This window comes from Nocardia sp. MH4, from assembly GCF_019266065.1.
GTDB lineage: Bacteria > Actinomycetota > Actinomycetes > Mycobacteriales > Mycobacteriaceae > Nocardia > Nocardia canadensis.
The window spans coordinates 50,792-61,750 of record NZ_LPNR01000085.1 but is presented as its reverse complement, the minus strand read 5'-3'; the positions used below and the strand labels follow the sequence as shown (position 1 = coordinate 61,750).

Genomic DNA, 10,959 nt, shown 5'->3' with positions numbered 1-10,959 from the left:
GGACCGGACGGCGGCGCGGCCGGTCGCCAGCCCATCTCCGGGTGGCCGCCGGGCGGCGCGGGCGGCGGGGCCGCGGCGAGCGGACCACCGAAACCGGTGGTCACGTCGTCGACGGGCGGCCCGAAATCGCCTACGGGAGGACCGAATCCGGCGGCGGGTGGTGTGCCGCCGCGCTCGTTGTCGTCACCGTCGGTGCCCAAATCCAATCCTTTCCCCAGGACACACGTGTGGGGCGGTCGCCATCCGACCGCCCCACACGACGTACTGCGTGTCAGTACTGGAGCGAGCCACCCCACTGGGTGGTGACACCTGCGACGTTCACCGTCTGAAGCAGCTCCCCCGGCACCGGAAGTGTAGCCTTTGCGGCCGCTTCGATCGCGGCGGCGCCACCCGGCTGCGCCTTGATCCAGTTCTCGACCGCCGCCTTGGCCAGGTTGGCCTGGGTGGTGTCGAGGACGGTCACGGTGGTGTTGTCGGCCCGGCCGTCGCCACCGTTGTAGGTGGTGACCTTCACCGAGTTCTCGCCGATGTACTCGACCGAGACGCCCGCGTCACCGAAACCGGTCGGCGTGCGGTAGCCGACAGTGCCGACGTAGCCGGAGGCGTTGTTGTAGTGGTGGGTGTTGACCACACCGGGCAGCACGCCGCCGCCGTCGATGGAGACGCCGACTTCCTGGTGCGGGCCCTCCATCTCGACGACCGGCGCGGCCGGGGCGTCGGTGAAGTGCGGCGCCTGCCAGGTGGGCGTCTGCACGAGCTGGTCGGAGCCCTCGCCCTCGGTGGCCGTGCCCTGATCGGACGGCACGCTCGGCTGGGTCTGCGACGGCTGACCCTGCGACTGCTGACCGCCGGGCGTGGTACCCGGCTGACCCGGGGTGGTGCCCTGCTGGCCGGGCGTGGTGCCCTGCTGGCCTGGAGTGGTCTCCTCCTGCGGGGTGGTGCCCGCGCGCTCCGGCTGCACGGCCGGCTGCGCCTGGCCGCCCTGGCCGGTCTGACCCGGCACCGGCAGCGGCGCGACGCGCGGGCTGGTGACGCCCGGCTGGCTCGGGGTCGGGGTGGCAGGCGTGGCCTGACCCGGCTGACCCGGCGCGGGGCTGGTCACGCCCGGCTGGGCCGGGGTCGGCTTGGTCTGACCGGGCTTGGTCTCGCCCGGCTTCACGTTCTCCGGCGTCTCCGGCTGCGTCTGCTCGGGGCCGCCGGTCTCCGGCGCCTCCTCCGAGGGCTGCTGGGTGCCCGGCTGCGCAGGCGCCGGGGTCGCGGGAGTGGTCGGCTGGTCACTGGGGACCGCGCCGGCCGGAGCCGCGAGAATGGTTGCCACGGCAGCCGCAGCGGCCAGGGGCAACGACGTGCTGGCCATCGCTCGCTGCGCCCGACTCGGCTTACGATGCTTCACTTTTCGCTTATCCCTTTCCCGGAGGGAATCCCCCACTGCTCCACCACGCGACCACTTCTGATCGCGCCTCGGCCGTGAGTCAACCACATGAGCGCGGGACAGGCAACGCAGCAGTAAGTTTCGCACCGCTGCCGCTCCGCCTGCGGAAACACGCTCCGGGACCCCCGCGCGGAATCGACGACCACCGTTGTCGAACAAGACAATTCGAAACCTCGCCGTTCAGTGATCCGACTCACAGTCCGGCGCGGCCGCTCAGTCCAGGTCGTCGTGGCGCATCAGCAAACGCCCGGCTTCGGTGACCGAACCGGTCAGCGACGGATACACCGAGAACGTCTGCGCGAGATCGGTGACGGTGAGGTTGTTCTGCACCGCCAGCGCGATCGGCAGGATCAGCTCCGAGGCGATCGGCGCGACGACCACACCGCCGATCACCACGCCGGTCGCCGGGCGGCAGAAGATCTTGACGAAACCGCGCCGCAGCCCCGACATCTTCGCGCGCGGATTGGTGTTCAGCGGCAGCATCACCGTGCGGGCGGGCACCTCGCCGTTGTCGATGGCGGTCTGGCTGACGCCGACGGTCGCGATCTCCGGGCGGGTGAACACCGCCGAGGCCACCGTCTTCAAGCGGATCGGGCTCACGCCCTCGCCCAGCGCGTGATACATCGCGATGCGGCCCTGCATGGCGGCCACCGAGGCCAGCGGCAGCAGGCCGGTGCAGTCGCCCGCCGCGTAGATACCGGGCACCGAGGTGCGCGAAACCCGGTCGACGCGAAGGTATCCACCGCGATCGAGCTCGATGCCGACCCGGTCCAGGCCCAGGCTCTGTGTGTTCGGGGTGGAACCCACGGTCATCAGCGCGTGCGAACCCGTCACGGTACGGCCGTCGGACAGCTTCACCACGATGCCGTCGGCGGTGCGCTCCACCGCGTCGGCGCGGGCGTGCTTGACCAGTTCCACGCCGCGCTCGGCCAGCGCGTCCTCCAGCACGAGCGCCGCGTCGGCGTCCTCGCCCGGCAGCACGCGGTCGCGGCTGGAGACCAGCTTCACCCGCACGCCCATCTCGGTGTAGGCGGAGACGAACTCGGCGCCGGTGACGCCGGAACCCACCACCACCAGCGTCTCGGGCAGTTCCTGCAGGTCGTAGAGCTGGCGCCAGTTCAGGATGCGCTCACCGTCGGGCTCGGCGCCGGGCAGCACGCGCGGGCTGGCGCCGGTCGCGATCAGCACGACCTCGGCCTCGAACTCCTCGGCGCTGCCGTCGGCCAGCGTGGCCCTGACGCGGTGCGCCAATCCGGCGGCGGGACCGACCAATTCGCCCCGGCCCGCCAGCAACTGCACCCCGGCGGCCTGCAGCTTGGCGCGGATGTCGGCGGACTGGGCCAGCGCGAGCGCCTTGACACGGCCGTTCACCTCGGGCAGGTGCACCTGCGCCTGGCTGGCGTCGAGGGTGATACCCAGATCACGAGCCCGGCGCAGGTCGGTGCGCAGACCGGTGGAGGCGATGAAGGTCTTGGAGGGAACGCAGTCCCAGAGCACGCACGCGCCGCCGATGCCGTCGGCGTCGACCAGGGTGACCGAGGCCCCGTGCTGGGCGGCCACCAGCGCCGCCTCGTATCCCGCCGGTCCGCCACCGATGATCGCAATCCGTGCCACAGCCACGCTCCCTGTATTCGCCTGATCAGCCGCGTCCCTTGTGAGGACCCGTCCGTACTGTCACCCCATCATTTCAGGTGCGCTGTGACGGTTCGGGGTCGGATCGGTGAACAAGTTCGGCGTGTCGAGGCCCGCCACAACTGTGACCGTCAGCCGATCTGGGTGGGAGACAGGAATTCCACTGCTGTTATTGGCTACAGTTCGTCAGGTGCCGATCTATGCCGCTTACGGGTCCAACATGGACTCGACGCAGATGCTGGAACGCTGCCCGCATTCGCCCATGTCCGGGACCGGGTGGCTGGAAGGTTGGCGCCTGACCTTCGCCGGTGACGACATCGGCTGGGAAGGGCCGTTGGCCACCGTCGTCGAGGATCCGGGCTCCCGGGTATTCGTCGTGCTCTACGACGTCTCCCCCGAGGACGAGGAACGCCTCGACCGCTGGGAAGGCTCGGACTTCGGTATCCACAAGAAGATCAGGATCCGGGTTACCGGCACCCAGGGCGAGTCCCGGCTGGCGTGGCTGTACGTCCTCGACGCCTACGAGGGCGGACTGCCCTCGGCGCGCTACATCGGCGTGATCGCCGACGCGGCCGAGAAGGCGGGCGCCCCAGAGGATTACGTCCACGCCCTGCGCACCCGCAACAGCAAGAACGTCGGCCCCGGCGCCTGAGCTCGTCCGCCTCCCCGCGAATTCTGGCCGGACTCACCGGCCGCTGACTTTCTCGTCGGCGGCCGGCGGTCGTGGGGCTCAGCCCGTACCCGGTGAGTTACCCGTGTGCTTCTGTGCTGCTCACGCCTGAAGAATGATGTTCGTGAGGGTCCGCACGCCCACGGCCAGGGCTCGCTCGTCGATGTCGAACGTGGGCTGGTGCAGGTCCAGTTGGTCGCCGGTGCCGGACCAGACGCCCAGTCGGGCCATGGCGCCGGGAACTTCCTCCAGGTACCAGGAGAAGTCCTCGCCGCCGCCGGACTGCGGGGTGTCGGCCAGGGCGTCTGGGCCCATCGCCAGAACCGCGTTCTCGAACATCAGGGCCGAGGTGGGGTCGTTGACCACCGGGGGCACGCCGCGCTTGTAGTTGAGCTGGTAGCGCACGCCGGTCGGCGCCAGCAGGCCGTCGACGATCTCGCGGACCAGCGGTTCCAGCAGCAGCCAGGTGGCGTGGTCGCCGGTGCGGACGGTGCCGGTGAGCATGCCGGTCTGCGGGATCGCGTTCGGCGCCTTGCCCGCGCTGACCGCGCCCCACACCATGACGGTGCTGGTGCGCGGATCCACCCGACGGCTCAGCAGCCCGGGCAGGCCGGTGATGACCGTGCCGATCGCGTAGACCAGATCGCTGGTCAAGTGCGGGCGCGAGGTGTGCCCACCCGGCGAGTCCAACACCAGCTCGACGGTGTCGGCGGCCGAGGTGATCGCCCCGGTCCGCAGGCCGACCTTGCCGACCTCCAGCCGGGGGTCGCAGTGCAGCGCGAAGATCCGGTCGACGCCCTGCATCGCCCCCGCGGCGACGACGTCGAGCGCACCGCCCGGCATCACTTCCTCGGCGGGCTGGAACACCAGCCGCACCCCGACCGGCAGCGTGTGCTCGGCCTCGGCCAGCGCCAGCGCGGTACCGAGCAGCACCGTGGTGTGCGCGTCGTGCCCGCAGGCGTGCGAGACGCCCGGCACGGTCGAGGCGAAGCTCAGACCGGTGAACTCCTGCATCGGCAGCGCGTCCATGTCGGCGCGCAGGGCGATGCGCCGCGTGCCGGTCGGCCCCAGATCGCAGATCAGGCCGGTGCCGCCGGGCAGTACGTCCCAGCTCAGACCCGCTTTGGTCAGCCACCCCGAGACGAACTCGGTGGTGGCGAACTCCGCGCGCGACAGCTCGGGGTTGGCGTGGATGTGCCTGCGCCATTGCACGAGGTCGGCGGTGTGCTCGGCCAGCCACGCGTCGACGATCTCCGCTCCTGGCATATCGGTTCGTTCGGTGTCCGGCATGGTCGGACAGACCGCGTTCTCACGCATCATCGAGTGGGCTCCCACGCCCATCGATAGCGCGTCGGCGCCTGCGCGCGCGGTGCCCGAATAGCCGGAAATGCTCACCGAATGTCCTCCTGTCGTTCGACCAGCCGTTGCAACAACCTGTCCCTGTGTACTTCATCGCGCGCTATCGCGACAGCGGTACGCGCCAGTGCGCGGGCGCCGTCGAGCACCGCGCGATCGGCCGAGGCGTTCACCGCGGCGGCGGCGAAGTCCGGCTGATGGGTCACCGCGCCACCGGCGTCGATGCCGATCACCGGGTGGATACCGGGGATCACGTTGGTGACGTTGCCCATGTCGGTGCTCCCGAGCGGACGCAGCACCTCGAGCTCGGGCGCGATCGGCACCCTGCCCAATCCGGTGATCTGCGCGCGGTAGACAGCCGAGAGAACCGGGTCGGGGGTGAGCTCGGTATAGGTGGGCGCGAGCGTCCGTATGTCGTGAGTGCAGCCGGTTGCCAGGGCGCCCGCCTCGAAACACGCCTTCGCTCGTCGCATCAGGTCGTCGAGTGACGCGGAATCGGCCGCGCGGAGGTAGTACAGCAACTCCGCCCGTCCGGGCACGATGTTGGGGGCTACGCCACCGTCAGCGACTATACCGTGCAGTTGCTGGCCAGGGCGCAAATGCTGGCGCAGCAAGCCGACGGCAACCTGGGTCAGGGTCACCGCGTCACCGGCGTTGCGGCCGAGCTCCGGTGCGGCGCTGGCGTGCGCCTCGCGGCCGTGGAAGACGATCGACAGGTCGGCCAGGGCCAGTGAGCGCGCGCCGACGATGTCGGCGGGGCCGGGGTGGACCATCATCGCCATCGCGATGTCGTCGAAGGCGCCCGCCTCGAGCATCAGGACCTTGCCGCCGCCACTCTCCTCGGCGGGCGTGCCGAGCACGACGACGGTCAGACCGAGCTGATCGGCGACCTCGGCCAGTCCGATCGCGGCGCCCACCGCGGAGGCGGCGATGATGTTGTGCCCGCAGGCGTGCCCGATCTCGGGCAGCGCGTCGTATTCGGCGCAGATACCGACGGTCAGCGGGCCGCTGCCGTAGACGGCGCGAAAGGCCGTCGGCAGGCCCGCGACGCCGGTGGTGATCAGAAAACCGCGCTCGGCCAGGGGCGCGAGGATCTTGGCGACGCTGCGCGTCTCGGCGAAAGCGAGCTCGGGTTCGGCGTGGATCGCGTGCGAGAGGCCGATCAGCTCCTCCGATGCCGCGGCGATCGCGGCATCGGAGGCGGTGGCCGAGAATTCGCCGGTGCGCGAGGGTGCCATACCCCCCAGTCTCGCATCAGCGGCGGTCCGGGGCGCACCGGCGCGGGAGTCAGCTGCCGAACGGCAGGTTCTCGGCGGTGACCGGGGTGGCCAGCGCGGCCAGGGTCTCGGCGTGCAGCGCGGTCTTGATGATCGGGGTGATCGGCTTGCGCAGGCTGGTCAGCGCGGCGGCGCGCCCGATCGCGGCGGGCAGCACCTCCTCGGCGTCGGCCTTCGCGTCCACGATGCCCGCCGCGATCGCCTCGTCGGCGGCGAAGCGGTGGCCGGTGGTCATCGCCCGCACGCACACCTGGTTGCTCAGCCGGCCCTTGAGCAGGCCGTTCATGCCGACGGTGAAGGGCATGCCGAGGTGCACCTCGGGCAGCGACCAGAAGCCGCGGTCACCGCGCATCACACGGAAGTCGTGCGAGGAGGCCAGCATCGCGCCCGCGCCGAACGCGTGGCCGTTGATCGCGGCGACGGTGGGCATCGGGAAGGTCAGCAGGCGGGTGTAGAGGGTGTGCACCCGGTCGAGGTAGCCGTGGATCTTGTCCAGGTTGCCGAACAGCCAGTCGGTGTCGAGACCGTTGCTGTAGTACTTGCCGGTCGCCACCGTGACCAGCGCGGCAGCACCCTCCGACGCCTCGACCTCGTCGAGGGCGGCGTGGAAGGCATCGATCCAACCCGGCGAGAAACGGTTCTCGTTGTCGGTCTCCCCCTCGTTCCCGAGGTACAGGACGAACACATCACCGGAGCGCTCCAAATACGGCATGACGGGAAGAATAAACCGCAGCTGGGCACTTACCTACCAACGGGTAGCCTCCGCCGCCCGACCCCGCACCCCCGACCTCGAGGAGGGGCGGCCGCGCAGCGGCCGGTTCGCGGCCGGGTAGCCCCCTCGGGGCCGCGAACACGCGGCGCCCGCGCCGCATAGACTCAGCCCATGCTTGCCGAACAGGCCGCTCAGGCGATCGCCGAACGTACGGGAGTGCCGCGTCATCGCGTGGCCGTGGTGCTGGGATCGGGGTGGCAGGAGGCAGCCGCCGAGATCGGCGCGCCGCACGCCTCGATCGCCATGCCGGAGCTACCCGGCTTCGGCAAACCCAGCGCGCAGGGCCACGGCGGCATGGTGCATTCGGTCACCGTCGACGACAACAACGTGCTGCTGCTGATGGGCCGTCAGCACCTGTACGAGGGCTACACGCCCCAGCAGGTGGTCCACCCGGTGACGGCGGCGATCGCGGCGGGGGCCGAGATCGTGCTGCTCACCAATGCCGCGGGCGGGATCAGGCCCGGCCTGCGGGTCGGTGAGCCGGTGCTCATCGCCGATCACCTCAACCTCACCGCGCGCACGCCGCTGGAAGGCGCCCGCTTCGTCGACCTGGTCGATGCCTGGGACCCCGAACTGCGCGCCCTGGCCAGGGAGATCGACCCCAGCCTGACCGAGGGCGTCTACGCCGGGCTCACCGGCCCGCAGTACGAGACACCCGCCGAGATCCGCATGCTGGCCACGATCGGCGCCGACCTGGTCGGCATGTCGACGGTGCTGGAGGCGATCGAGGCGCGCTCGCGCGGCGCGCGGGTGCTCGGCATCTCGCTGGTCACCAACCTCGCGGCCGGCGTCACCGGTCAGCACCTGTCGCACGCGGAAGTGCTCGCCGAGGGCCAGGCCGCCGCGCCTCGGCTCGGCAAGCTGCTGCGCGGGATCCTGGAGCGCGTGTAGATGTTGCGCTTCGGGACCGCGGGCCTGCGTGGACCGCTGCGCGAGGGCCCGGACGGCATGAACGTGACCACCGTGTCGCGGGCGAGCGCCGGTGTCGCGGCCTGGCTGCGCGAACGGTGCCTGGGCGGCGGCGCGGTCGTCGTCGGGCGCGATGCCCGGCACGGCTCGGCCGAGTTCGCCACCGCGACCGCCGAGATCTTCACGGCCGCGGGCTTTCCCGTGACGCTGCTGCCCGAGCCGGTGCCGACGCCGGTGGTGGCGTTCGCGGTCCGGCAGCTGGGCGCGGTGGCCGGGGTGCAGATCACCGCGTCGCACAACCCGCCCGCCGACAACGGCTACAAGGTGTACCTCGACGGCGGGTCCCAGCTGATCGCGCCCGCCGACACCGAGATCGAGCGGTGCATCGAGGCGGTGGGCGACCCGATCGCGCGCGAGCCGGTCTCCCCGTCCGGCGCGGAACTGGTCGACCGCTACCTCGCGCGCGTCGCCGACCTGCCCGGCGTGCTCGGCGGCGCGGGCGAGCGGGCTCCAGTGCGGATCGCGCTGACCGCGCTGCACGGCGTCGGCGGGGAGCTCGCGGTGCGGGCGCTGGCCGCCGCCGGATTCACCGACGTGCACGTCGTCGACGAGCAGTTCGCCCCCGACCCCGACTTCCCGACCGTCGCGTTCCCGAACCCCGAGGAACCCGGCGCGGCCGACCTGCTGCTGGCACTGGCCGAACGGGTGGACGCCGATCTGGCGATCGCGCTCGATCCCGATGCCGATCGCTGCGCCCTCGGCGTGCCCGGCCCCGCCGGCTGGCGCATGCTGCGCGGCGACGAAACAGGTGTGCTGCTGGCCGATTACGTCCTGCGCACCGCCACCGGCGACCCGCTGGTCGCCACCACCCTCGTCTCCTCGCGACTGCTGTCGAAGCTGGCCCCGGCCCGATCGGCCCGCTACGCCGAGACCCTCACCGGCTTCAAATGGCTGGCCAGGGCGGGCGAAGGGCTCGTCTACGCCTACGAGGAAGCCATCGGCCACTGCGTCGACCCGGCCACCGTCCGAGACAAGGACGGCATCTCCGCCGCCGTCGCGGCCGCCGACCTCGTCGCCCTGCTGCAGGCCGAGGGCCGCACCCTCCAGGACGAACTCGATTCCTACGCGGTCGAATTCGGCCTGCACGCGGGCGATCAGGTCTCCCTGCGCCTGCCCGACCAGGCCGCCGCGAGCGCCCTCGCCGCCGCCCTGCGCGCGAACCCGCCCAGCGAGATCGCCGCGACCCCGGTGAAATTCACCGACCAGTCCCAGGTCCGCGGCCGGATGCGCACCGACGCCCTGATCTTCGACGCCGACGACTTCCGCATCGTCGTGCGTCCCTCGGGCACCGAACCGAAACTCAAGTGCTACCTGGAGGTCTTCGCCCCGGCCCCGGACCCCACCGCCCTTCCGCAGGCCCGCACCGCCGCGGCCCACCGCCTAGCCGAACTGGCCGACTACTGCCGTTCCCTCGACACGGGGACGCGGTGATCGAGAAGCACTGCACTCATTGCGGCGGAACTGTTCTGCGCCTCGGCAGGCTGGAAGGTACCGGAAGCAATGCCGAGGCCGAGACTCGATGGCTGGAAGGTCCATTCCAGAGCGGCTCTTACGGCGGCACGAGGCGCTCCCGTAAAGCGGCCGTCGATGTCGACGCCTACCGATGCGTCGCTTGTGACCACCTCGAGCTGTTCGTTCGGAACGACTGACGCGCAGGCCGCGTCACCGGGTTTCGCGCACCTGCGGGCGGTCGAACAGTTCACGATCCGCCGGTGGCATCTCGGCGATCGGCAGTGGCGATGTTGAGCGGTGGCCGCGCTCGATCGAGCACTGCCGGAACGGCCCCGACGACGAGAGCAGCACGCGGACATGCGGATCCGCGTGATCGAGGAACCACACGCTGAGGCCGAACCCGCCACCCAGCCGCAATTCCTCCCAGGCCTGCCACAGCGCGTCGAGCCGGACCACCGCACCGGCATGCCGCCACCATTCGGGGCACCAGTGCACCTGCTCGCCCGGCCGGTATCCCACGGTGTCACCGACCAGCGCGGCAAAGTACCCCGAGACCCACTCCAGCACATTGGCGTAGACCCGATCGACCGGTTCGTCCCCGCTGCTGTCCGCACTCCCCATAGAGGCAGAATGACACAGATCGGCCGGTCGGTAACAGGATTTCAGCGCGGTCCGAACTGGCGGTCGCCCGCGTCGCCGAGGCCGGGGACGATGTAGGCGTTCTCGTTGAGTTTCTCGTCGACGGCGGCGGTGACCAGACGGACCGGCAGGCCGGAGTCGGCCAGGGCGGCAACACCTTCGGGCGCGGAGACGACGCAGACGGCGGTGATGTCGGTGGCGCCGCGGGCGACGAGGAGTTCGAGGGTGTGGCGCATCGAGCCGCCGGTGGCGAGCATCGGATCGAGGACGAACACGGGCAGGCCGCTCAGGTCGGCGGGCAGCGATTCCAGGTAGGGCACCGGCTGATGGGTCTGCTCGTCGCGGGCGATCCCGACGAAACCGACCCGCGCCTGGGGCACGAGATCCGCGGCGGCGTAGACCATGCCGAGCCCGGCACGCAGCACCGGAACCAGCAGCGGCGGCGCGGCCAGCCGCACGCCTTCGGTGACCGCCACCGGCGTGTCGATCGGCTCACGCACGACGGGCGCGTCGCGCAGCGCCTCGTACATGAGAATGCCGGTGAGGTCGCGCAATGCCGTGCGGAACGCGGCGTTGTCGGTACGGGCGTCCCGCATGGTGCTCAGCAGGGTCGCGGCCAGCGGGTGATCGACGGTGTCGGTGCGCATGAAAAAACGATAGGGTCACCAGGCGCTCCGGGTGCGGCTGCTGGGGAAATTTTCGCGGTCGAGGGAACCGAATGCGGCCTCGGTGCGTCCAAGCAAGAGAGTGACGTACTCTG

Annotated in this window: 10 protein-coding genes and 1 pseudogene; 3 read left to right on the top strand and 8 right to left on the bottom strand. The window is 70.9% G+C overall.

Going from position 1 to position 10,959, the window contains the following annotated elements:
* The 3 genes and pseudogenes from ATM97_RS10115 to ATM97_RS10105 form a co-directional block, all read right to left on the bottom strand.
* A pseudogene (locus ATM97_RS10115) lies at positions 1-200 on the bottom strand (hypothetical protein); the annotation flags it as partial.
* Between the two features lie 71 nt (positions 201-271).
* On the bottom strand, positions 272-1,357 hold the full coding sequence (locus tag ATM97_RS10110) for a hypothetical protein (protein WP_255587498.1): 1,086 nt from the start codon (positions 1,355-1,357) through the stop codon (positions 272-274).
* Positions 1,358-1,645: 288 nt separating this feature from the next.
* Entirely contained in the window at positions 1,646-3,046 is a 1,401-nt protein-coding gene (locus ATM97_RS10105) for an NAD(P)H-quinone dehydrogenase (protein WP_218717702.1), read from the bottom strand.
* 208 nt (positions 3,047-3,254) lie between these two features.
* Between ATM97_RS10105 and ATM97_RS10100 the strand changes: the two genes are divergently transcribed.
* Positions 3,255-3,716: a gamma-glutamylcyclotransferase gene (locus ATM97_RS10100; protein ID WP_218717701.1), complete on the top strand. Its 462-nt coding sequence runs from the start codon at positions 3,255-3,257 to the stop codon at positions 3,714-3,716.
* Between the two features lie 120 nt (positions 3,717-3,836).
* Here ATM97_RS10100 and ATM97_RS10095 read toward each other — a convergent pair whose 3' ends face one another.
* The 3 genes from ATM97_RS10095 to ATM97_RS10085 form a co-directional block, all read right to left on the bottom strand.
* A complete protein-coding gene (locus ATM97_RS10095) occupies positions 3,837-5,000 on the bottom strand; it encodes a M20 family metallopeptidase (RefSeq protein ID WP_218717707.1) in 1,164 nt (387 codons plus the stop codon).
* A gap of 125 nt (positions 5,001-5,125) precedes the next feature.
* Positions 5,126-6,328, bottom strand: a complete 1,203-nt coding sequence (locus ATM97_RS10090) for a M20 family metallopeptidase (protein WP_218717700.1) — start codon at positions 6,326-6,328, stop codon at positions 5,126-5,128.
* Between the two features lie 49 nt (positions 6,329-6,377).
* Complete coding sequence (locus tag ATM97_RS10085) at positions 6,378-7,079, bottom strand: enoyl-CoA hydratase-related protein (protein ID WP_218717699.1); 702 nt, start codon at positions 7,077-7,079, stop codon at positions 6,378-6,380.
* Between the two features lie 171 nt (positions 7,080-7,250).
* Between ATM97_RS10085 and ATM97_RS10080 the strand changes: the two genes are divergently transcribed.
* Together ATM97_RS10080 and ATM97_RS10075 are read left to right on the top strand one after the other, a co-directional pair.
* Positions 7,251-8,030, top strand: coding sequence for a purine-nucleoside phosphorylase (locus ATM97_RS10080; protein ID WP_218717698.1), 780 nt, complete (start codon positions 7,251-7,253; stop codon positions 8,028-8,030).
* Entirely contained in the window at positions 8,031-9,539 is a 1,509-nt protein-coding gene (locus tag ATM97_RS10075; protein WP_218717697.1) for a phospho-sugar mutase, read from the top strand.
* A 231-nt stretch (positions 9,540-9,770) separates the two neighbouring features.
* Here ATM97_RS10075 and ATM97_RS10070 read toward each other — a convergent pair whose 3' ends face one another.
* Positions 9,771-10,181: a DUF4913 domain-containing protein gene (locus tag ATM97_RS10070; protein ID WP_218717696.1), complete on the bottom strand. Its 411-nt coding sequence runs from the start codon at positions 10,179-10,181 to the stop codon at positions 9,771-9,773.
* A 41-nt stretch (positions 10,182-10,222) separates the two neighbouring features.
* Positions 10,223-10,846 carry a uracil phosphoribosyltransferase gene (upp, locus tag ATM97_RS10065; protein WP_218717695.1) on the bottom strand — a complete coding sequence of 208 codons (624 nt, stop codon included), beginning with the start codon at positions 10,844-10,846 and terminating at the stop codon, positions 10,223-10,225.
* Positions 10,847-10,959 lie beyond the last annotated feature (113 nt).